Origin of the sequence: Paenibacillus sp. MER TA 81-3 (assembly GCF_023713585.1) — a bacterium.
Taxonomy (GTDB): Bacteria; Bacillota; Bacilli; order Paenibacillales; family Paenibacillaceae; genus Paenibacillus_B; species Paenibacillus_B profundus.
This window is the reverse complement of sequence record NZ_JAMAWB010000010.1, coordinates 48,626-70,871: the sequence shown is the minus strand read 5'-3', so window position 1 is coordinate 70,871 and position 22,246 is coordinate 48,626. Positions and strand designations below refer to the sequence as shown.

General features: G+C 50.2%; 27 protein-coding genes. 4 read left to right on the top strand and 23 right to left on the bottom strand.

The window, feature by feature from the left end:
- Positions 1-23: 23 nt before the first annotated feature.
- From M3650_RS15995 to M3650_RS15985, 3 genes are all read right to left on the bottom strand, one after another.
- Entirely contained in the window at positions 24-551 is a 528-nt protein-coding gene (locus M3650_RS15995; RefSeq protein WP_251576211.1) for a hypothetical protein, read from the bottom strand.
- A gap of 177 nt (positions 552-728) precedes the next feature.
- Positions 729-1,328 (bottom strand): HD domain-containing protein, encoded by a 600-nt coding sequence (locus M3650_RS15990; RefSeq protein WP_251576209.1) that lies wholly within the window; start codon positions 1,326-1,328, stop codon positions 729-731.
- Positions 1,329-1,545: 217 nt separating this feature from the next.
- A complete protein-coding gene (locus M3650_RS15985; protein ID WP_251576207.1) occupies positions 1,546-2,355 on the bottom strand; it encodes an inositol monophosphatase family protein in 810 nt (269 codons plus the stop codon).
- A gap of 147 nt (positions 2,356-2,502) precedes the next feature.
- Here M3650_RS15985 and M3650_RS15980 point away from each other — a divergent pair, with 147 nt between their 5' ends.
- The gene (locus tag M3650_RS15980; protein WP_483311749.1) at positions 2,503-3,192 is read left to right on the top strand and encodes a stalk domain-containing protein; all 690 of its coding nucleotides are present in this window, start codon (positions 2,503-2,505) and stop codon (positions 3,190-3,192) included.
- 208 nt (positions 3,193-3,400) lie between these two features.
- Here the strand turns inward: M3650_RS15980 and M3650_RS15975 are convergent, their stop codons facing one another.
- The 9 genes from M3650_RS15975 to M3650_RS15935 form a co-directional block, all read right to left on the bottom strand.
- Positions 3,401-4,030: a pyridoxamine 5'-phosphate oxidase family protein gene (locus tag M3650_RS15975; RefSeq protein WP_251576205.1), complete on the bottom strand. Its 630-nt coding sequence runs from the start codon at positions 4,028-4,030 to the stop codon at positions 3,401-3,403.
- A gap of 1,137 nt (positions 4,031-5,167) precedes the next feature.
- Positions 5,168-6,154, bottom strand: coding sequence for a S66 family peptidase (locus M3650_RS15970; protein WP_251576203.1), 987 nt, complete (start codon positions 6,152-6,154; stop codon positions 5,168-5,170).
- 3 nt (positions 6,155-6,157) lie between these two features.
- The gene (locus M3650_RS15965) at positions 6,158-7,081 is read right to left on the bottom strand and encodes an ATP-grasp domain-containing protein (protein ID WP_251576201.1); all 924 of its coding nucleotides are present in this window, start codon (positions 7,079-7,081) and stop codon (positions 6,158-6,160) included.
- Positions 7,082-7,151: 70 nt separating this feature from the next.
- Positions 7,152-7,520: a VOC family protein gene (locus tag M3650_RS15960; protein WP_251576199.1), complete on the bottom strand. Its 369-nt coding sequence runs from the start codon at positions 7,518-7,520 to the stop codon at positions 7,152-7,154.
- Between the two features lie 125 nt (positions 7,521-7,645).
- On the bottom strand, positions 7,646-7,984 hold the full coding sequence (locus M3650_RS15955) for an HAD-IIIA family hydrolase (RefSeq protein ID WP_251576198.1): 339 nt from the start codon (positions 7,982-7,984) through the stop codon (positions 7,646-7,648).
- A 19-nt stretch (positions 7,985-8,003) separates the two neighbouring features.
- Positions 8,004-8,534 (bottom strand): GNAT family N-acetyltransferase, encoded by a 531-nt coding sequence (locus M3650_RS15950; protein WP_251576195.1) that lies wholly within the window; start codon positions 8,532-8,534, stop codon positions 8,004-8,006.
- Positions 8,535-8,559: 25 nt separating this feature from the next.
- Complete coding sequence (locus M3650_RS15945; RefSeq protein ID WP_311295092.1) at positions 8,560-9,237, bottom strand: HD domain-containing protein; 678 nt, start codon at positions 9,235-9,237, stop codon at positions 8,560-8,562.
- Positions 9,238-9,250: 13 nt separating this feature from the next.
- Positions 9,251-9,646, bottom strand: a complete 396-nt coding sequence (locus tag M3650_RS15940; RefSeq protein WP_157259751.1) for a hypothetical protein — start codon at positions 9,644-9,646, stop codon at positions 9,251-9,253.
- Positions 9,647-9,694: 48 nt separating this feature from the next.
- Entirely contained in the window at positions 9,695-10,261 is a 567-nt protein-coding gene (locus tag M3650_RS15935; RefSeq protein ID WP_019424201.1) for a GNAT family N-acetyltransferase, read from the bottom strand.
- 272 nt (positions 10,262-10,533) lie between these two features.
- Here M3650_RS15935 and M3650_RS15930 point away from each other — a divergent pair, with 272 nt between their 5' ends.
- Both M3650_RS15930 and M3650_RS15925 read left to right on the top strand, forming a co-directional pair.
- Complete coding sequence (locus M3650_RS15930; RefSeq protein WP_251576193.1) at positions 10,534-11,508, top strand: ABC transporter ATP-binding protein; 975 nt, start codon at positions 10,534-10,536, stop codon at positions 11,506-11,508.
- Positions 11,505-13,022, top strand: coding sequence for an ABC transporter permease/substrate-binding protein (locus M3650_RS15925; protein WP_251576191.1), 1,518 nt, complete (start codon positions 11,505-11,507; stop codon positions 13,020-13,022). The genes M3650_RS15930 and M3650_RS15925 overlap by 4 nt, the downstream gene beginning before the upstream one ends.
- 62 nt (positions 13,023-13,084) lie before the next feature.
- On the opposite strand, the gene M3650_RS15920 is transcribed toward M3650_RS15925, so the two are convergent.
- The 11 genes from M3650_RS15920 to M3650_RS15870 form a co-directional block, all read right to left on the bottom strand.
- A complete protein-coding gene (locus M3650_RS15920) occupies positions 13,085-13,564 on the bottom strand; it encodes a GNAT family N-acetyltransferase (protein WP_019424204.1) in 480 nt (159 codons plus the stop codon).
- Positions 13,561-14,493 (bottom strand): alpha/beta hydrolase, encoded by a 933-nt coding sequence (locus M3650_RS15915; protein ID WP_251576189.1) that lies wholly within the window; start codon positions 14,491-14,493, stop codon positions 13,561-13,563. The genes M3650_RS15920 and M3650_RS15915 overlap by 4 nt, the downstream gene beginning before the upstream one ends.
- A 245-nt stretch (positions 14,494-14,738) precedes the next feature.
- Positions 14,739-15,230 carry an NUDIX hydrolase gene (locus M3650_RS15910; protein WP_251576187.1) on the bottom strand — a complete coding sequence of 164 codons (492 nt, stop codon included), beginning with the start codon at positions 15,228-15,230 and terminating at the stop codon, positions 14,739-14,741.
- A gap of 49 nt (positions 15,231-15,279) precedes the next feature.
- The gene (locus M3650_RS15905; RefSeq protein WP_251576185.1) at positions 15,280-15,687 is read right to left on the bottom strand and encodes a DUF2500 domain-containing protein; all 408 of its coding nucleotides are present in this window, start codon (positions 15,685-15,687) and stop codon (positions 15,280-15,282) included.
- Between the two features lie 183 nt (positions 15,688-15,870).
- Positions 15,871-16,068, bottom strand: a complete 198-nt coding sequence (locus M3650_RS15900) for a hypothetical protein (RefSeq protein WP_251576183.1) — start codon at positions 16,066-16,068, stop codon at positions 15,871-15,873.
- Between the two features lie 188 nt (positions 16,069-16,256).
- The gene (locus tag M3650_RS15895) at positions 16,257-17,045 is read right to left on the bottom strand and encodes an APH(3') family aminoglycoside O-phosphotransferase (RefSeq protein ID WP_251576181.1); all 789 of its coding nucleotides are present in this window, start codon (positions 17,043-17,045) and stop codon (positions 16,257-16,259) included.
- An 18-nt stretch (positions 17,046-17,063) separates the two neighbouring features.
- Complete coding sequence (locus M3650_RS15890; protein ID WP_019424210.1) at positions 17,064-17,573, bottom strand: GNAT family N-acetyltransferase; 510 nt, start codon at positions 17,571-17,573, stop codon at positions 17,064-17,066.
- Positions 17,574-17,582: 9 nt separating this feature from the next.
- Positions 17,583-17,747 carry a hypothetical protein gene (locus M3650_RS15885; RefSeq protein WP_157259752.1) on the bottom strand — a complete coding sequence of 55 codons (165 nt, stop codon included), beginning with the start codon at positions 17,745-17,747 and terminating at the stop codon, positions 17,583-17,585.
- 52 nt (positions 17,748-17,799) lie between these two features.
- Positions 17,800-18,267 (bottom strand): DinB family protein, encoded by a 468-nt coding sequence (locus M3650_RS15880; RefSeq protein WP_251576179.1) that lies wholly within the window; start codon positions 18,265-18,267, stop codon positions 17,800-17,802.
- 38 nt (positions 18,268-18,305) lie between these two features.
- Positions 18,306-19,625: a purine/pyrimidine permease gene (locus M3650_RS15875; RefSeq protein ID WP_251576177.1), complete on the bottom strand. Its 1,320-nt coding sequence runs from the start codon at positions 19,623-19,625 to the stop codon at positions 18,306-18,308.
- 87 nt (positions 19,626-19,712) lie between these two features.
- Positions 19,713-21,008 carry a sigma 54-interacting transcriptional regulator gene (locus M3650_RS15870; protein ID WP_251576176.1) on the bottom strand — a complete coding sequence of 432 codons (1,296 nt, stop codon included), beginning with the start codon at positions 21,006-21,008 and terminating at the stop codon, positions 19,713-19,715.
- Positions 21,009-21,306: 298 nt separating this feature from the next.
- Between M3650_RS15870 and M3650_RS15865 the strand changes: the two genes are divergently transcribed.
- On the top strand, positions 21,307-22,227 hold the full coding sequence (locus tag M3650_RS15865; protein ID WP_251576174.1) for a proline dehydrogenase family protein: 921 nt from the start codon (positions 21,307-21,309) through the stop codon (positions 22,225-22,227).
- Positions 22,228-22,246: the final 19 nt, after the last annotated feature.

Below are 22,246 nucleotides of genomic sequence, written 5' to 3'. Positions count from 1 at the left end.
TGGAACATCGGGCCCTGTTTCTCCTAAACGATATAGGCGGTATTCTCGTCGAAATACAGCTCATATCCAAGCACAGACAGCTTGACGAATACGGTATCGTTAATATCAAACATGCTGATTCCTTTTATATACTGTGTCGAGCTGCTCAGGACGATCTCTTCTTTCCCGGGAAATCGAAACGTATGCGTAAAACCGCTATGGGAGACGTATTGGGCGAATACAGTGGTCCGCACATACCATTCGTCGTCCAGCTGCACCAGCGAATGGCGGGAATCTCCTTCCAGCGGGAAATGATGAGAGCGGATGTGATAGATCGGCCAGCGCGCGATTTTATCCTTCACCAGATCGCGATCTAGCGGAATGCCTAGCTGTATGTAATAGATTCCTTTGAGGTAAGTAATGATTTTGGCAATGCCGATTAATGTAAATCCAGCAAATACGACGAAAATGAGAAGTTGCGGCTCCCCCAAGTTAAGAAACATTGACACGCCATACACTCCGCCGATGAACAAGATGAACATGCCGAATATAAGCACAATGCCAGTCGTCATATCATACCTCCTTCGCGGAACCGCCGGATGGTCGTATAATGTTGGACCTAAGTTACCTGGTCATGCATGCAACGAGCAGCCTCATTGTACAGTCCACGAAGCTGCCAAACGTTATTTTGCGGCCTGTTCCTCACGGGATGCACGCAATTTCGTTATTTTTTCGATGATGAATTGTTGCTATTTAGAAAGATAGCCTTTCTCTACGGCGCTGCGCACGATCGTTTCCGCCAGCTTGCCGAGTTCTGCAGACCCTTCCCGGATGCCACGGATGCGAGCCAGCACCTTATCGCTCGTAATGCCGTTCTCCTGCCATGACTTCCCTTCAGTCACATAATTGTGAAGTAGCGGCTGAAGCCGATCCAGGGCGGATGCGAACTGAGCTTCCGGCGTCTGCCGCTGCTCGTATTCCACCCAGAGTTGATTCATCTCGTGCTGCTGGTCTTCCGGAAGCAGACCGAAGATACGTCTGGCCGCTTGCGATTCTCGTTCGAACTTGTCCTCGTTCCCTTTCGCGTCGTAGGCGAATGTATCTCCTGCATCGATCTCGACGATGTCGTGAATGATGAGCATTTTAAGCACGCGAAGCAAATTCAAATTCCGTTCATTCGCATACTCTTGAAGCAGGATGGCCATGACCGTCAAATGCCAAGTGTGTTCGGCATCATTTTCATACCGGCTGCGATCAAGCAGATAGGACTTGCGAAAAATAGATTTCAGCTTATCTATCTCCTTAATGAATTCGATTTGCTTCAATAGTCTTTCGTTCATGTGTGTCATGTTCGCTTAATCTCCTTCGCATCCCCTTAATCCCTCAAGAGCGATGCAACATTTCTTCATCCATCAGCCTTGCAACGAAACAATTTCGGCAACCGCTGCCACTTTTTACTATTGTCTCACAAAGAGACCGGCTTTCCTAGTTCCTAGTTGTCATGTGCAAATCTTCAACGAGATAACGGAAGCAGGACAAGCCGACGCATCAAACATGGATTCATTGTCATGCGCGCAAGCCTTGCTTGACGATCTGCAGCCACTCTTCTTTATAGTCGGGATGACACGCAATTAAATAAGGTTCCTCGCACATGCCTTGAAATGGTCTGCCTTGGAAATCCATCACGTGTCCGCCCGCTTCTTGAACCATAAGCACGCCCGAATACAAATCCTCACCTTCCGAGTTGTAGAGCACGATTGCCTCGGCATCGCCCTTCGCGAGCATGCACCAGACTAGAGTTGGAGCCCACACCCTTAGCATTCGCTTGCACTTCAAGTCCAAATGCTGCCGCAATTGAACGGCCTGTTCATCATGCTGAACAAGATGTCCCTGAATCCAGCCCAATGTCGCCCGCTGCAGTTGCAGCTGCGGCTTCTTCTTCATCTGCATCTGGACTCCGTTGCAAAAAAATCCTTCATCCTTGATAGATATGTAGAGGCGGTCAGTCATAGGCTCATAGATAACGCCTAGCACAGGCTGCTCCTTAAATAGCAAAGTAATAGATACCGCAAAAACCGGCAGACCGATTACATAATTATTTGTGCCGTCGAGCGGGTCCACTAGCCACAGCCAGTCGCTCTCCTTCCCCAGCTGTCCGGCTTCCTCACTTCGGATAAGGTGTTCGGGAAACGTGTGTCCGATAGCCTCCACAATGACCTGCTCGGCAAGATGATCGACTTCGGTCACTACATCTCCGAAGGCCCCCTTGTCTTCACATTGGTGATAGGTAGCGAAACGTTGTTTTGTTATATCGCCTGCGGCTTTAACGGCCGAAACTGCCACCTCTCTGGCAGCGTGCAGAATCGTTCTGTCCATGATGCACCTCGTCTTTGCTCGCAATATGAAATTTGCATTTTTTTAGAAAATCGACCCCTAAATCCGTAAGACATGCCCTATACTTTCAGGAATATTTTAACTATAATACATGGGAACCAATGTGTATAGACCAAGGAGGAACTGAATATGAAGCAATGGTTGAAAACATGGCTCGGCTCCGGCGTGGCTGTCGTCATGGTCATATCGGCATTCACTCCCGCCGCTGGCGCACACCCGGGAAGAACGGACAGCAACGGCGGACATTACTGCCGCACCAATTGTGAGAAATGGGGGCTCGAATACGGGGAATACCATTACCACAATGGCGGGTCAAGCAGTTCAAAGGGGAGCAGCTCGTCAAAAGCTGCGAACAAAGCAAAATCGTCAGGATCAAAGGCAAAGTCAAAACCAAGCAAAAGCAAATCATCAAATAAAGCCAAGTCCAACGCCAATTCAAAGGCTGCACCCAAAAAGCCCGTTCCACAACAACTGAATATTTCGGTATTGCTCAACAAAGAATCGGTTCAGCTTCCATCGAAGCCGGTTCGCCATGAGGGCCAAGTACTGCTTCCGCTAATAGATACGTTGAGCGCATTCGATATCCCTTACACGATTACCGATAAAAGCGTGCACATTCAGCTGGACGACCGAACCGTCATTATTCCTATCCAACATAACGAATTAAACATACAAGTGGATGGACAAGCAGTGAAGCTATCCACCCCGATGATCATTTACGGAGGAAAATTGATGGTGCCGCTGCAGCTCTTCCGTGATGCGCTGCCTTGCACGTTAGAGTGGAACGAGACAATGAAGCAGTTGAGCGTAACGTTGTAAGCGCCATTAGGATCGTGACGACAGGACATTCAGCCACTTGATAGTATAATTCACCGTAATGGCGCAGCGACCTTATCCATCCGGAATTTATCATGCGGCGCCATACGGTGTACCGAGGATTTTGAGGTAAAAAAAGCAAAGCGCCCCGCATGGAGAATCCCATAGCGGGGCGTGGGCGCCGTTCATATGCAGCAGAAATGCGGCTCGGCTAATACAATCGCTTCGTATAGCTTTCCTGCAGGCTGCGGGCAATGTCGTCCGCATTGCCCCGGGCGTGAGCGGCCAGCATCTGCGCTGCGGACGGCAGCTCTTCCTCCGCGGGCCAGGAAGCCGGGTTCCACAGGGTGGAGCGCTTGAACGCCTTGGCGCAGTGGATGAAGCATTCTTCCACTGTGATACCGATGCCGAGAACGGGGCTATTCCCGCTCGCCTTCATCGGCTCAAGCAGCGCGCGGTCCTTGACGATGCAAGCCCTCCCGTTCACACGCAGCGTCTCCTCTAACCCGGGAATGATGAAGATGACTCCCGCATGACCGTTCGCCAGTATGTTGCGCAACGAATCGATGCGGCGGTTACCCGGACGTTCCGGAATGATGAAGCGGCGCGCGTCCAGCACGTGCACGAAGCCGGGAGCATCTCCCCGCGGCGACACGTCGCAATGTCCCGTCTCGTCGGATGTCGCAAGGAACAACAGCGGCGATTGCGATAGGAACCGGATGCAATTGTCGTCAAGCCTTGCGATGACCTTGCGCTTGACCAATTCGCTTGGATTTCCAATCAGCGTGCGGATTTCGGCCTCCGATGTGATCATTTCCCCAAACTTTGAATCATGTTCCATAAGCTGAATCCCCTCCGATTAGATGTCTCTTGTCCTTATACCATACTATTCCTGCACACCAATGTTAAGGAGTTCGGCTCCAACCATCGTGCGAATTCTCCTTTTCCTCTAAGGCAGGTTCGCCAAATAGCCCTTTTGCCCACTATCCCAATTATTCAGAAGATTAGAAGATGAGCAAGAATATCGAATATCGCACCTTTTGCTCCGGTTCAATCGTTCCTGACTGAATGGATTAGCCCGTCCCCACTCTCTTACGATTACTGCTTCCGCTCTCCTCACAAGCATGCGAGCTCACAATTGTCTCATCCATTGGATTTGCTCCAATGAAACAGTAGTGTATATCTCTTTACGGTCGATTCTATTGGATTTCATCCAATAGTTTGACACTCCATCCGCTCTAATGGCTGAAAACAGCCCAATCCATTGGGCAATTTACAGTCTACATGACTATTTGCAGCCAAGTCCGTACATTTGACTGCATATTTTCCAATAGCGCTTACCACGACCTTCCTTCTATACCACTCCAATGCTGTATCCTAATCATTCAATGGACATCTGAATCACTCAGCCGGGCTTTGTTATCGTTTATTGTTGATTTTTGAACAAAAGAAAAATCGCCATGATAAGAGCGGTTTATTGAACTATCGTTTTCCGCTAGTTTGAGGGCAAGCACCCATCGTATATTATTTCTGGCACTTACTTTTTATACGTATGGCTCGATTCAAGTGAAGGAAATTGTGTCTTGTAGCAGGCATTAGCACTTAACCGGCAATGGTTTTACTGCCCCAATAATCTATAAGCCATTTTGGCTTTTCCTTAACTGCGCCTTGTTCGATTAATTTTCTAAAGCGGACAGATTCAACCTTTTGTTTAAGAAGCAGAGATGCTGGTTGGATACCGAAAAATAATGTAAAGCAGCAATTTTTGCGAAAAGAGCTTTAATTAACGGGGATGTGTGTCCGCGATGGACCTGTCGCAACTCAAAAATCGGCTGAAATCGCGATTTTAGATGCACTTTTGCAGTTGCCGCATCAGTTGGCTGCGTAGCCGCAGAAAAAGACCACCGTGCCGCAAGCTGCTTTACGAGCTTGCAACACGGCCTTCTATATCAACCTAGCAACTGTCACCCTGCTGCTCCTAAAACGGCTCTTCCCGGAACTGCAGCTGCGGCGGAGCCTCTCGATTGGCATCCAGCTTGGCATATCCTCCGATCGGAAACGTGAATATCGGCGTCGTGTGGCCGAAATCGACGTTGGCAATGACCGGCATCCCTTGCAGCTCCTGCTTGGTGGCGATGATCTTCGTCAACAATGCCAACGTCATACGGGACGACTTCTGGAAACGGCCGATGACCAATCCGCGCACCTCATCGGCGCCAGGTTGGTGAAGAAGCGACTGCAAATCTCTGTCGAACGTTTCTGGACTAGTTAACTCGTCATCCTCTAGAAACAAAACGGCCCCGCGCAGATCCGGCATATACTCCGTGCCTTGCAGTAAATTCAATGTGCACAAATTGCCGCCGATTATCGTTCCTTCACAAGTGCCTGCGTGAATAATCGACCAGCCTTCGTTCGGAATGAATTCCCGCCGTTCCTGATCGAGATACCACGCGTCGTCGCTCCATTGTGCCGACGGAGTGACCGTCATAATCTCGTTCGTCGTCACCATTTTGCGGAAATGTTCCGCCGTATATTCGATGCCGTGCTCCATGCCAAAGGTGGAAAAATGAGCTCCGGAATAAGTAACAAGCCCTGCCTTGGCATACATCGCGTTGCTTAACGCGGTGATGTCCGAATATCCGCAGAACAATTTCGGATTGCGCCCGATCAGTTCATAATCCAAATAACGGAGCAACTGATTGCTGTTATAGCCGCCAATTACCGTCAAGATGGCTTTCACGTTCGGGTCGCGGAATGCTTCATGCACATCCTCCACTCTGGATACAATCGACGAAGAACAAAAATCATCCGTCTCTTCCACATGCGTGGAATACGTCACTGTAACCCCCATCTGTTCCAAGCGGCTCTTCGCCAACTCTCGCTGTGGCACAGAGATGAGCGACAAGCTTCTAGAAGGAGCGATAACCCGGATTTCGTCTCCCCGTTTCAATTTGGGTATACTCATTGTTCAATCCATCTCCTTTCCAGCCATTGTATCATCGCGATGGAGCGAACGATAGAATCCTTCGATATCAGCCAGATCCGGCAATCCCGACACTTGTCCGTCACCCAGTTCCACGATGGTCCAACTTCCTGCTTCCAGCTTCGCGATATCCATCGTGAAAAAGCGGCTCTCCACCCTTCGTGCAATTTCCATGAAGAGCTTCATATCCGGCCGGTCCTCGTCATACTCCGCCTCATCCCAATAATGAAGCACTAGAACAGGCTGATGATCCAGGAAAAACACCCGGTATTCTTTCGACAGCGGCATATCACTCTTCGGGTGCTGGTTCAGAAATTCGAGCCGCACAAATTTCCGGAACACGATGCCTTCATTCAGGTCATCACCCTGTCTGGTCACGAAATTGCTGACGACTTGCCGAGCATGCTCCTTGTCAGCCGCATTGGGAATATAACAGGCGTCCTCCCATTCATGCTTGCGCGACTTGACATAATCCTTGACAATGACGGGCTGATCTCCGAACACCTGCAGCCCTTCAAGCACACTGTCGAATTGATCACGCACCTGTTCCTCTGGAAACCAGATGCTTGCTGGTGTATGCTCCTTGATAATGTTATAGGAACAAGGAAAGTGATGGCAGTGCCTGTATTGCTCCGGCGTGTTAATTAATGTGATGCCTTTCTGCTTCAGCGCATCGTACAGCATCGCGTAATAACGAGGCTTGATCATCCATCCCCGGTAAATGGCGACTTCTGCATCGGAAGCCCAATTCACTTTGCGTATAGCCTGTTCAGGTTCATCGGCAAGCAACAGTTCCAATGAAATGAGCCCGACAGAAAAGCCGAGCTTGCGCGCCGCCTCATATTCCGTTTCATAGTCTGCATCCACTCGATTGCTATCCAGCGGATCGCTGCAATAAATAATTCTCATGTCCCATCCCTCTACAATGCTTTCCATGATGTGAGTAGCTATATATCCCGATTTCAAAGTTCCGATCTCATCACGCTTTTTCGAGAAATTCCAACCGATTTCCGAACGGATCGAACAAATAGAAGCGATGATAGCCCTCCAAAGGCTCATCTTCTACAATGCCGATAGTGTTCGCAAGCACATGCTCCCGCAGCGCCTTCAACCCCTTCACTTCAAAGGCAGGATGCGCCTTCTTGGCAGGCACGAACGGCTCCTGCACACCGATATGGACCTGCTGGCTGCCGCAAACGAACCAGACGCCGCCCCGTTTTTTCAAATTACTAGGCTTCTCGATCTCCGTCATGCGCAGCACATGCCCATAGAAATGCCGTGCTGCGTCTTCGCAATTTGCAGGCGCCGCCAATTGGACATGATGGATGCCTGAATAGGAAAAAGACATGCTCCCCCTCCTTCGTGTATATGCACATCGATATTTATCGTTTACGCGTAATGATATAGCGCGTTCCTACCGTTCGAATCCCAGCTTCGGATAGAACTGTGTCGCCTCGGGCGCAGACAGCAGAATTAAAGCCGCAAATCCACCCTATAGTCGGCGGCCGCTTGCAGCAGCATACCCGGGAGCGGTTTGCGGCACTCGCATTCATCATTTGCCTCGTGGGGGCAAATATAAGCTTGGTGGAACCCGTAGGAAGCGAACTGCTGCTCGAATTGCTCCACGCTGGCCTGTCCTTGCGCTATTCGGTGTTGATTCGTAAACGCAAACACGAGCAGCCCCGCTTCCCGCAGCAGCCGGAGCGCTGCGGCTGAATTCGGGTATAGCTGAAAGTCATTCGGGTGAACGAAATGACCCGTTCCGCCAATCGTACCGTCTCTGTCAAGGAATACCGCTTGAATCGGCTTCATTAGGCTCAGATCCTCCATGTTAATCTTTATTCAATTCCTTCACTAAATAAAGCACCAAATCATCATCCACCCGCACCATCTCCCCCGGCTCGACCCGAACGTTATCATAATGGACGCCATTGCCGTCCAGCACATATCCGCGCTTGCAGTACATGATCTGCGCTTTCCCGTAATCCTGGAATAATCCTACACCGACGCCGATGCGTCCCGTGCGAGAGGCAGCGACAGATTCGAATTCATCGAACAGCTTGCTTGCTATGCCCCTTCTCTGATAGGCCGGGAACACATTCAAGTCGTTGATTTCGGGAATCTCCCGCTCCTGAAACGGCGGGTAATCGGACTGAATCTTCAAGTGCGCGCACCCAGCCACCTGTCCGTCCACATAACCGATGAAAGAGTAACGGGTTTCGTTCTGATTTTCGCGGAAGCACTTCTCGAAATATCCTTCCGGCCGGCTTATGCCTCTGCCCGCAAACGCATCTTGAAGCTGTTGAATCTGCGCTTCCTCGTGAAAAGGAACAATCGTAATGACGCTGTCCATACTGTTCATACCTTCACTCCCTATAAATTGAAGCTTACAGGCTTCCAGAAGCCTTACATTGATGTGCCAGATCATCGTAAGCAGCTTTAAGCCATGGATGAACAACCTTTAACCGCTCTCGCTGCTGCCATAGATGATGAATATATGCGAAGGCCGCATCATCCAATGATACATCAAGCTGGTTGAGCATTGCCTCCTGATACGGCGGAACTCCAGGTTGATCCCACGCCAGCTTATCCGCAACGAACAAGATTTTATCCATCAAGGAGGCGCCCGACTTCAACGTCGTATGACATTCGATGGCACTTAATACGTTCAAGTTACGAATGCCGAATAACTCCTCCGCTATAACCCGTGACAGCTTCTGATGAATAATCATTGGGAACGCCTCTTCCTCTGGCAGCACTTCAAGACCTAAGCTGCGCGACACAGCGATGCGTTCGTAGTTGGGAATGACCGCACTAATATCGTGCAAATAACCTGACAGCAGGGCGGCCTGTGGGTCCGCACCATATAAGTGCGCAATCCGCTGTGCTTCCTGAGCTACGTCAAAGCAATGGTCAGCTGTCTGCAGGCAGCCATGCAGCTCTAGAAAAAGACGCATATCGCGCTCCGTGTCCCCTGTAAATTCCATGTCCTTTGCCAATGCTTCCAATATGACATGCATCTTCGTCAACCTCCGATGATTGTTCAACAAGTCCTTTTTGAACATGCACTTTGAGTGGTCAAAAACGTGCAACGTATCCGACGACCTCCCCGCTGCCTGGATGAATAACGACCGTAATCGGCCTGAGCCGTTCATCATGATTGGTGTGAAAGGTCACCGTAATCCACTGTTCGACCTTGTCTCTTATTTTTTCGAAAATATGCGCCTGTGCTTCGCCTACCGGAAAAATCATAAGGTGTTCATTCTTGCGGAACGAGACGTCCGCCTCTTTCCAATGATTGATAACGCCGACTTGCTCGGCTTCGTTCAAACTGTGCCACGCCACGGAGCGATACGTATCCTTCATGGATTCGGAGAGCTGCAGCGGTGCGGATTGGTCGGATGTTTTGTAGATGATTGTGCCAGTTAGCATAAACAACATAAGCAGCACAACCCCTAGTTGAACCGTTTTCATAGGATCCCTCGGTTAACGCTGGTTCATCGTTACTATGATGACAACAGCTTATTGTTGGCTCCCGGTCCATTCTCTTCTTAGCAGCGAATAGCAATCGTGGTCATAGAATTGGCCCAGGTATAAATGCTTGTCGCGGATAACGCCTTCCCTTACAAAATAAAATTTTTGCAGCAATAGTGCCGAGCGCTCATTGTCCGGATATACGATGGCCTGAATCCGATTCAGACCCATCCGTTCGAAGCCAAAGGCAAGCATGGTCGCCAGCACCTCGCTCATATAACCACGCCCCCAATATTCAGGGCTCAAGTCATAGCCGATTTCTGCTGCTAGATTCCTTCTGTCCCAACCATGAAAGCCGCACGTGCCCATACGCTCACCTGTATCCTTATTCAGAATCATCCAGCGATTATGCCCCTTGCTGTCTGGATCAGCGTAACACTCAATCAATTCGTGCGCATGATCGATATGCGTGTACCGTTCCTCATCCAACAGGAACTGGCATACTTCCTCGCTTCCGAAATGGCGCAAAATAAACGCCGCATCCTCTGCATTCACCTGTCTCAAGGCACATCGATCCGTTTCTAAGTCGGCAAATATGTTTGTTCTCTCATTCATGATGCATGGTCTCCTTGTATTCTGATCACGTGTTCTACTCAACCACGTCTTCCATATCTTTCAATTCTCTTTGAAACACTATAATTCCTAGCTAACATTCGATAAAATGTTTTTTTCAACCCTTTTTGCGGGATGTAGACATGAAGTCATTTTTTCGTATCACGTATTTTTCCACCTTCAAGCCACTATATTTAATTTGATATACACCTCTGCCCGCCTTCATGTCACAAGTGAACGAACTGCCGCCGGCGGCAGCTTAAGGAGAGTGAACCATGATTGAATTCAATCATGTATCCAAGACGTATCCCGACGGCACCAAGGCCGTAGACGACTTGAATTTGCATATTGAGCAAGGAGAATTTTTCGTGCTAATCGGCCCAAGCGGATGTGGCAAGACGACCACGATGAAAATGATTAATGGGCTTATCGATACGACGGATGGCGATATTCTCATCCATGACAAGAATATCCGCGATTACAACTTATACGAATTGCGCTGGAATATTGGCTACGTGCTGCAGCAGATCGCTCTGTTCCCTCATATGACGATTGAAGAAAATATTGCCGTCGTGCCTGAGCTGCGAAAATGGAGTAAGGACGATATTCGCAAACGCGTTGACGAGCTGTTGGATATGGTCGGCCTCGATCCCGACACCTACCGCAGCCGTAAGCCGCATGAGTTATCAGGCGGACAGCAGCAGCGGGTGGGGGTCGTTCGCGCGCTAGCAGCCGATCCGGACATTATACTCATGGATGAACCGTTCAGCGCGCTCGACCCGATTAGCCGCGAGCAACTGCAGCGGGATATCGCCGATCTGCAGAAGCGCATTCGGAAGACGATTGTCTTCGTGACGCACGATATGCAGGAGGCGCTCGCGCTGGGAGACCGCATCTGCCTCATGCGGGATGGCGAGGTGGTACAATGCGGCACGCCACAGGAGGTGCTGCAGCATCCCGCCGACGACTTCGTCAGAGACTTCATAGGCGCCCGCGCTGCTGCGCCTGTCTCAGCGATGACAGACGATATATTGCCGTTGGAACAAGTATTGCAGAAAGTGGAAGCAGAATGCTTATCAAATGATGCGGCACCGCTCTCTTCCCAGGCTTCGTTATCCGAGATGCTGTCGCGGCTCGCGCAAGAAGATGACATTCCTATCGAACAAGACGGAGAGTTGGTCGGAACCGTCAATCGGCAAGCGGTCGTCCAATTTCTAGCTGAGCGGATGGAAGCGAGGGGAATCGGATGAGTCGATTATGGAGCACTTTTATCGAACGTCAGGAGCAGCTCTTGAACGCCCTGCTCGAGCATATTCAGATCTCATTTATCGCTTTGCTGTTTGCGATCCTCATCGCGATTCCGGTGGCCATCTATTTAACCAGGCATCCGAAATGGGCCGAACCGATTATCGGCACGTCCGCCGTGCTGCAGACGATTCCTTCACTCGCATTGCTTGGATTGCTCATTCCGCTCGTCGGCATCGGCAAGGTTCCGGCTATCATCGCGCTTGTGCTGTACGCGCTGCTTCCAATACTGCGCAACACGTACACGGGCATTAAAGAAATCGATCCGGCGCTAATCGAAGCCGCCCGCGCCATGGGCATGAACCATCGCAAGCGTCTGTTGCGCGTAGAGCTTCCGCTCGCTCTGCCCGTCATGATGGCGGGAATACGAACCGCCATGGTGTTAATCGTCGGTACAGCAACCTTGGCCGCGTTAATCGGAGCAGGCGGGCTAGGAAAGCTGATTCTGCTCGGCATTGATCGCAACGACAACATGCTTATCATGCTGGGCGCGATTCCAACCGCGCTCTTAGTGCTGCTGTTCGACGTCATGCTGCGGCTCGCAGAACGGCTGTCACAGAAAGGATCGTTGAGATTTGTTAGAATTGCCATGCTGGCCGCTATCCTCTTCATCGGGATTCCCTTTGCATGGGGGTCTGGCCAGAAAGACTTGGTCATCGCCGGCAAACTCGGCTCAGAGCCGGAAATTCTGATTCAAATATATAAGCAATTAATCGAACAGGACACTGACTTGAAGGTAGAAGTGAAGCCTGGCTTCGGCAAGACATCGTTCGTGTTCAATGCGCTGGAAGCCGGTGAAATCGACATTTATCCAGAGTTTACCGGTACAGCGATTACGACGTTCATGAAACAGGAAGCCGTCAGCACGGATCGCAGCAACGTGTACGAACAGGCGAAGCAGGGCATGGCAGATCAGTTCGGCATGGTCTTGCTGCAGCCGATGGAGTTCAACAATACGTATGCATTGGCAGTGCCAAGTGCTACCGCTGAACAATATCAATTGAATACCATTACTGATTTGAAGCAGATGGCCTCGAACTTGAAGGCAGGATTTACGCTTGAATTCTCCGATCGGGAAGATGGATATAAAGGGATTCAACAGCTGTACGGCATACAGTTCCCGAATTTGGTCACGATGGAGCCGAAGCTGCGGTACAGCGCCGTCGAGACGGGAGACATCACGCTCATCGATGCCTATTCAACCGATAGCGAGCTGAAGCAATATGAGCTTAAGGTGCTCGAAGACGATAAATCATTATTCCCTCCATACCAAGGCGCTCCCCTCATGCGTAAGGAGACGCTCACGAAATATCCCGAGCTGGAGAAGACGTTGAATAAGCTCTCCGGTAAAATAACGGATGAAGAAATGCGGAAAATGAATTATGACGTGAATGTGGGAGGCATTCCTGCCGAAGAGGCAGCGCGAGACTTCCTGCAGCAAGCGGGGATATTGAAATAATCCATTTTGAAGGCAGAGCTGACCAGCTCTGCCTTGTTTTTTTATTACGTTGATAGCTTTCGTTAAAGAGTTAATTGATATACGATTTCTCGCGCTTCTTCCCGCACAATGCCGGTATCATGAAATCCGCGTTTCCGGTAAAAGCGCTGCGCGACCTTATTGTCCTCGTGAACGGTCAACTGAATGACGCTGCACTCGGGAAATTGGGATCGCAGTTCATTCATGCATGCCGCAAACATTTTCGTTCCATATCCCTGTCTTTGGTACGCCTTGTCTATAAAAAAACCGCAAATCCAATAATTATCGCGGCTGCCCGGCGTATACGAATAATAGAAAAATCCGACCATAACGCCGTTTATATATACTGCGTATGGATCGATCTGTTCGTCATCCGGGCGAATGTAGGCGGATGCCAACGATTCCGCGACGGTCGGCACCCATTCCCGTTGGGAAGGATGAACTTCCAAGTCGAGCGCCGTCTCCCAATTCCCCTTATGTACCGGTTCAATGGTTAGCTGCAACACTAGCTCTTGTTGCTTCATGTTGTTGACTCCTTTTCGAATACCTGTTGTAAAAATTGATGCACCTTGTCCCGATATCGTTCCTTATTCGTCGGGTAGGCATTGGCATGGATCGCATCGTCGATGATTAATAGCTCGCTTAATCCAATTCGCTTCTGGTTATGAATATCGACGCTCATCTGCGTCGGCACGAACGTATCCTTATTCCCGTGTATAAGGAGCAGCGGAATTTCCTTATCCTTCACCTCATCAATCGGCTTCACCTGTCTCATCGAGAACTTCGCTGTCTTCTTCAGGCTTCGGTCCAGCAAGCCCATAAACGGGAACAGCGGAACATGGTTCAGCTGCTTCAATTGATATTTCATCAGCTCTTCCATGTCGGAATAAGGGCAGTCCGCAATAATGAACTTCACGTGTTGGTTGATGCCGGCATACATGAGCACCGTCCCGCCGCCCATCGATTGCCCATGCAAACCAATTAATGCGTCTTTGCCTGCGTGCCGCCTTACAAATTCCACCCAAGCGTCTAAATCGTCACGTTCATGGAAGCCATAGCTCGCATACGTCCCTTCGCTGCGGCCATGGCCTCTCTGATCGATGAGCAGAACATTGAATCCTTCATCTGCGAACAGGCTGATAAACTGTGCCGAGATGATATGATTCGCGGTATAGCCGTGTACGAGAATAATGACCTTATTACCTTCCGGATATCGCTCGATATAGTAGCCTCTTAACGTGTGTCCGTCCTTGGACATAATGCTGACATCTTCCTTCGGAATGCCTTCGAATTCTGCTCTTGTCAACAGCCCGAAGCCTTCCACCGTCGTATAAGCGCTGTCCAGCGAGCTTCTCTCCCACAGCGTAACCTGCCGAAATGCATGGCGGCTTACGGCCGTGATTCCTATCAGCAGCAGGACAATAACTCCTGCCGCAATTATTAATAGCCACATGTTAGATCACCCTTTATGTCACGTCAATCTCATGGTATGCAATACGGCATTCGCACCAATTGCTCATCTAAAGCATATCGCCTTCAGGATGATTTGGCTATACTTTATATCGCTTTCATTTCTTTCCGCGCAATCCAGAAAGTCCATCGGATTTGCTCGAGCCAAGCCTCGTCCGCAACCCGAGTCGCATAACTTGCCTTTAGACTTCAGTCATGGAAATTAATCGGCATATACCGCCTCCGATATTAATTCTTCAATTCCAGATGTTTCAAATAAAATAGGATGCCGGCTCTGTCCACGCTTGAAAATTGCAGCGGATCTTCCCGCATCATATCACGCAAAGCATCGACGGGCATCCAGCGCACATTCGCCGTCCCATCTCCCGATGTCAACAACGCGCCTGACGCCTTGCAACGAAAGTAGTATCCAACCGAATCGAATGGTCCGCGGATGGTCTGATAAGCAGCAAACGGCCGAATGCATTCCACTTCGAACTCCGATTCGATGCCCACTGTATCCACCTTCGTCTCATATCCCTCAATTTCGACGATATCCAGACCAGTCTCTTCTTTCACTTCGCGGCGGAGCGCTTCTGTCAACGATTCATATGGATCGATTCTGCCTCCAGGGAGCTCGATGGTGGCCGGTTGATCTGGCTTTGAGCGGTTCTGGACAACAATTTCCACGCCGTGTTGATTGTTCCGTTCAATAATCGCCCTTGAATTGACGTACCACATTTTTTCGTTCCTCCTCAGCATCTCTGACATCGGCATCATCATGACTCAGCTATGTTTTTCCCCTCAACCTGTCATTTCTATCAAAGCTTACAAACCGTGTGCCTTGAAAGGTCAGTCTGCCGCGATCGCCCTCCGCCATCATGCCGAAATCCCGCTCCTTGATCTGAAACTCCATCCGGTCCCCGCTCTCCACTTCGAACGTCGTGTAATACAACGTGACGGTATGATGATGAAAATCTCCATCATGGGCGTGATGATCCCTTATCTTCGTCCGCTTGCCTACGACCAGCGCTTCCACGGCCAGCAGCGGCTGCTTATTGTTATAACTCCATTGGGAGATTCCTTTAATCAAGCTGAAAATAATAATTCCAAATACGACTATGAAGCCTAGCGGGATAATCGTGGTAATAAAGCTTTCCATGGGACTAGGGGAAAAAGGCGGGAACGAGAAGTTCATGTTGACCTCCTTATGAAAAAATGAGCTCATTAGTATGGAACGGGCTGTTGTGAAGCGAGCGTGCACGTTCATTATATACGATGCAGAGGAAAAGATTAACAACATTTTCAACGCAACACAACCCCATTCCAAGCGGAACAGGGCTGACTGTTGTTTCTATGCTGGGTTATTACGCCTTTCTTTTCAACGCGTCTGAATAGAGCTTGGCGATACGAGATATGATGTCGAGCGATTCACACGTGCCGCTGGCTTCCATCGCATGATCAGCATCCGGAATGACGGTAATCTGCACTGATCGTTGACCATAATCTGGCGGTGTTCTTCTTCACCGAACAACGGATCCTTCGAACCGTAAATGACACCGCCAGAAGAGTAAAGCATGTAAGGAATCGCATTGTATAGGCGTTAGTATAGGACGGGAAGCTCACATGAATATTGTTTTCCCGGAAACAGCACGACCAAAGAGTCGGAGCCGCATGTTATGAAGCGATGGCTCGTATTCACCCCAGCTTGACGGTTCTTGAAGGATATGTACATTCAATGCTATCTCCCCCTTCGGTCAAAACAATTTAAAACATTTCATCGAGCAAAATGTAGTAATCCACCTTGTCTTCATCCACCGCTTCAATTCCGTATCCTTCCAGAAACGGCTGCCTATACTTATCCGTTCCGAAGTTATGCATCATACTGCGTATCGCAATGCCAATATCTTGGTATCGATCCGCCAATCCGCATCGGCCCAAATCGATGAAGCCGCTAATCTTTCCTTGACGCAGTAAAATATTCGGCAGACAGTAGTCTCCATGCGTGAACACGATATCTTCTGCGTTCGGACGTTCTTGCACGAGCTGTTGATACAATTGTGCTGCCGACTTGCCCAGATTGTCCTCATTGAAATCCTCTTCATCGACGAGTCCCGCCAGAAGCCGTTTCTCAGCTTCCGCCAGCTTGCGACCCAACCGATTATCTATCGGGCATTCCTGCGTATCGACCCGATGGAAGAGCGCCAACCCCGCCCCAAGCAAACGCGCCGTATTTTCTGGTCGGGACAGCTGATCCGGAGAGCAGCACATGTCACCTTCAACCGCAGACATGAGCAAGAAGTCATAGCCGTTCGTTTCTTCGTAATAGAGCAACTCTGGCACCTGCAGCTTGCCTTGCAGCCATTCCAGCGCGCGTTTCTCCGATGCGAGCGTTGTCTCCCAACCACTGGGGGCCACTTTCAAATAGGCGGCTTCAGCAGCAGGCGTCTGAACTTGAAACACACGTGCGCCCGACATGCCGATGCTGTCTTGCACCCAGTCATTCTCGCCTATACGCTCCAGCAGCGCATCAGGAAATGCGATCTCTTTCATCATATCCGGGACACTCCCATTCTACGAATTGCGTATCCAATACTTGCAAATTCCTTCCTTCAGTTCGGCCAACTGGCCTCCGTTCGCCTCTGCTACCTTTCTCGAACGAACATTATCCTCGTCAACCGTAACTAATACTTCAAGGAGCCCCTTCTCTCGGGCTTTGCCCACAAGCTCTCCAAGCAACAAGGTTCCATATCCGTTGCCGCGTGCGGAAGGCCGGATGACATATCCGATGTGCCCTCCCCTTTCCAGCAAAGAATCGTTCAAATATTTCCGCAGCTTGCCGTATCCGACGGGTCTGCCGTTCACATATAGCCAGTATATCGTTTGCGGCACATATTGGGGCGGAAGATTAATGCCGTGGGACATTCGCCAATATTTTTTCAAATATGCCCGGAAACGATCGGCAGGCACACCATATCCGCTATTGGCAAATCCACTCTCTCCCGGCCCGATCTCCTGCAGCATGTCGTAGATGTCCGCGCCGTCTTGAATCGTCAGCTCCTTCAATTCCACTTCTGCAGTCATGACATCATCTCATTTCATTAGAGTTTGCACAACGGTCCGCAGTGTTTCATCCTCTGGGACGAATAGCTTCAACGTCTTTTCTAGCGGGTAAGCCTCGATGAAATCGCACCCTTTTTCGGTCGCTTCCACCAAGGAAGCGCTTTGCTGCAGGATATCCCATCGGTTCAGAGGCACATATAACAATCCCGCCGCATCATCACCGGGACACCCTCCCGGTTATCTGATCTTACTCGAACAGCACGACCTTAGGTGTCTTCACATGCTCGCACAGCAGCGTATATAGCTGCCCCCGATGATGGACAACGTGGCACAGCACTTCGAGCAGCCATTCATATCGAGTATACGTTACACCCCAATAGGATGTCTTCGTTTCCAGCAACTCTTCGAGCGTAAAGCCTGAAAAGGCTTGGACTAAATCTTCATGATGCCCGCGCAGCGCCTTCTTCATTTCCTCCAGTGTATTAGGGGTATGAAGGCGGTAGAACTCATCCATCTGCTCCTGCGTCGCCTCGTTCATAATAAGCCAGTCCGCTTGGCAAATAAGGGCGATATGGGACACCATCTCTTGAATCGAACGTTTATCTGGAATCGGTTGCTTCGTGAGATCCTCCTCCTTCAACTGGTCCATCATGTGATGGACCGAACGAATGGCAATATCCAATTGGTGGAACACAGTATCTACTAGCTGGCTCAACTAATCATCTCCTCATGAGATCTTAAATAAATGAAACGTTACACCGTTTTTGATGCCTTTTCCGTCCGATTTTCCTTTCTCTTATCGAGGAGACGGCTGCCTTGCTCCATAGCGATGCACAACACCATTCCCAGTATTATGCCGTTGTTCGCCAACGTCTTGAGCATACCGGGAAGCTCTCCTACCGCTGAAGCAGGAATGAACATGCACCCGATGCCGATCATGAGCGATACGCCGACAATGAACCGGTTCCGGTCATCCATTGGCACTGCCTGAAATTCCTTCAAGCCGATCCCTATCATGGAAGCGAACGGAATGAAAATAGTCGCATAACCGACAGGCATCGGAATCGAGGAGAAAAAGGCTGTCAACGCGGGAAAAAAGCTGATTGCCATCATAAAAATACTAGCAATAATAAATGGTAGCCGCTGATAGATCCGCGTAGCCATTACAAATCCGGCCGTACCCGAAATCGGCACGCAGCCCATGGCGGAAAAGATTCCGCCCAACGTCGTATTGGCGCCCATAATAAGCATCGTGCGATTATAAGCGATCGGCTGCTGCTGCTTCCCTGCGTCCTTCATGACGCCTTCCATGACCCGGATGCTGGTCATCATGTTCGTGATAAGCAGCAAGCTGATAAAGACCGCCGTCACCCCGATGCCAACGTCGAATTCGGGCATGCCCCAAGCGAATGGCTGCGGAGCGGCGAACCACGTCCCCGAAGATGCGGGCGGCTCGGTCACTCCAAGCGCGAGAAACAGCAGCCAGCCGATGCATAGGCTGATGAGAACCGAATAGTTGCGGAGAAATGGCCGGGAGCTGCGCGGCAAGAGCATCGATATGACGAGAGTAATGAGCGCGGGAATCGCCACCCGTAGATTGATCTGATCGGAGGACAAATAACCGATCCCCATCATCCCTTTCATGAATGAACCGCTCAGCTGCGCGACGAGCAGCAGCAAGTAGGTTCCGACGACCAACGGAGTGAACAGCTTCGTGATGGCCTCTGTGCAGCGCAGCAAAGCGATGACGACGAAAATGATGCCCGCGAGGAACATCCCCATCTCCAGCTGCTTCAATCCGGCTTCCAGTCCTAAAGTACCGGAAGCGATAAGACCCGCATAAACGGAAAACACGCCCCACCACAAGCCTGCCGGATTCTCCATAATCGGAAACCGGTGGCCGAACAAGGTCTGCAGCAAACCAGACACTCCAATCAGCAAAAAGGTGCGCTGCATGAAGCTTGAAATCTCCTCTGGGGCAAAACCGAATGCATGGCCTACCGCCAGCGGAGCCACCAGGCTTCCTGCCAAAATAAAAACGACCCATTGAAACGATGAAAAAAACAATTTCATGATGTCTATCACCTGTGTTCTACATAAAATGGTATGAAGCTATGCCTAAGTGCGTGTTCAAGTAGGACAATTTCAGCACCGTGAAGGTTATGAATCCAGCCCGTACTGCTTCATTTTATAGTATAACGCACCGCGGGAAATACCGAGCTGGCGAGCAGCCTTCGCCTTGTTGCCCTTCGTCCGCTGAAGCGTCTCGCAGATAAGCGCACGTTCCATCTCCTCTGAATGGGCGCTCAATGGCAGCTCGGGCTGCGTCAAATCCGTCAACGTCATGAGACGCGCATAATCGGGAAGTTCCCGTGCCGTAATCTCGCCCTTATCCTGCGCGGCAATGACGGCATAAGCCATCGCATTGCCCAACTGAGGCAGGTTGCCAGGCCAATCAAATGCAGTCAAGGCGGCCAACGCATCAGAGCCCAGGACGGGAACCGGGATTCCCGCTTTGTCAGACGCCGCAGCCAAGAACAGACGGCACAACTCAGGAAGATCTTGCGTTCGTTCCCGCAGCGGCAAGAGATGCTGAATCTGGAACGAATAATATAGCTCCTCAACGAGCCCCGCATGCTGCTCCCTTGAAGCCTCTTCCGCTACGGAAGCTACAATTCGGCATTGGAGCGGCACCGGCGCCGAGCCGCCTGAGCGATAGTAGCGCCGATCATGCATCGCATTCGCCAGCTTCTCCTGCAGCCGCTTCGGCAGCACGTGAATATCCTTCAAATAGATGCTTCCCTGCTGTGCTAGGTCCAGCTTCCCGGCACGCTCCTCATCCCCGTTGTAGCCGAACAACTCCGCTTCAAGCAAGCCGCTCGGAACGGCGCTGCAACTGACTGACACGAAATTCCCCTCGCACTCGTTGTGCCGATGCAGCCATTCGGCGAGCGATTTCTTGCCGACGCCCGGCTCTCCCATAAGGAGCAGCGGAGTCGCCATCCGCCCTGCTGCCGTGAGATGCTTCCAATCTTCCGGCTTGAACGAGAACACCTCGGGAGATAGCTCCCGTTCCCCTGGGTTGCTATACATCTCGGCGCTCAGCTTCACGTATTGCGTCACGTCGCGCTCGATCGAAATAGCGCCGATAAGCGTGTTATCCGTACTCAACACCGGCGCCGCATTGATCATGACGTGCATGCCCGGCCGCGGTTCATGGTACACCTGACGGACCGCTCGGCCGCCTTCCATGACTTGAAAGAGCATAATGGATTCCCTCTGAAAGAAATCACCGATTTTTTTGCCAATAATCTCTCCACTGTCAATTCCGTATGTTTTCTCTGCTGCTGGATTCCAATAGATGACGTTCCCCTCTGTATCAATGATAGAGACCGCATCGTTCGTCGTCTGCAGCAAACATTCGAGAAATGCTTGCATCTCTTGTAGTAGAATCATTCGAACCACCGATTTTTCTAGAGGCTGTTCAACAAGCGCCCTCTCGAGCACAATATTTCCCGGTGCTGAAAAGTTCACTTTTTGAACATACACTTCTAATATTTTCTTAAATTATGGCAAACCGCTCCTGAAAATGCAACGAAAAAGACAGAAGGGCTGCTGGCATGGCAACGCCCGATTTCCATATCATTCTAAAAAATGTGTTTACAATTCCAAATTTATATGATTATAATTAATCACAAATAGAATATGTGTATATTTTTTGAACACTTTTGTTCGCGGGAGGAGCATTTCGGACATGGAAAGTCTGATGAGAAATGCATTTCTATTTCTTTCGAAGAATAGGACGGCCAATCGTACCGCCAAGAAATACGGGTTGCGGTTCGGCGCGAAGCGGTTCGTTGCCGGAGAGCAAATTTCGGAAGCGATTACAGCCGTGCGAGAACTGAACGATAGAGGCATTGTCGTGACCTTGGATCATTTGGGTGAATTCATTTCGACGACGGACGAAGCGGTAGAATCCATGAAATATTGTATTCGCACTCTGGACGAGATTGCCGCTAGTAGAGTCAAGGCCAATCTCTCGCTCAAGCTGACACAGCTCGGCCTGGACATTTCGCGCGACCTATGCCTGAGCAACATGCGCTCCATTCTCGAGGCCGCATCACGCTACGATAATTTTGTGCGTATCGATATGGAGGATTACGCGCATAACGAAGCCTCTATCGAGCTGTTCTGCCAGCTCCGCGAAGAGTTCGGCAGCACGATTGGCCTTGTCATTCAAGCGTACTTGTATAAGAGCGAGGAGGACATCATCAAGCTGCACCGGTACCAGCCGAATTTAAGACTGGTGAAAGGCGCTTACAAGGAACCGCCCGAAGTCGCCTTCCCGAAGAAGGAAGACGTCGACAATAATTACATCCGGATCATTGAACAGCATCTCAAGAACGGAGATTACGCAGCCATTGCCACCCACGACGATAACATCATCAACTCCGTCAAGACCTTTGTAAAAGCAAACAACATTCCTCTCTCACAATTTGAATTCCAAATGCTATACGGTATTCGCACTCAGGCACAACAGCAGCTGGCAGATGAAGGCTACACGATGCGCGTGTATGTCCCATATGGTGACGACTGGTATGGTTATTTCATGCGCAGACTGGCAGAACGTCCGGCCAACGTCGGATTTGTCGTGAAGTCCATGTTTAAATCATAAATCATCCAATCATTTGAAG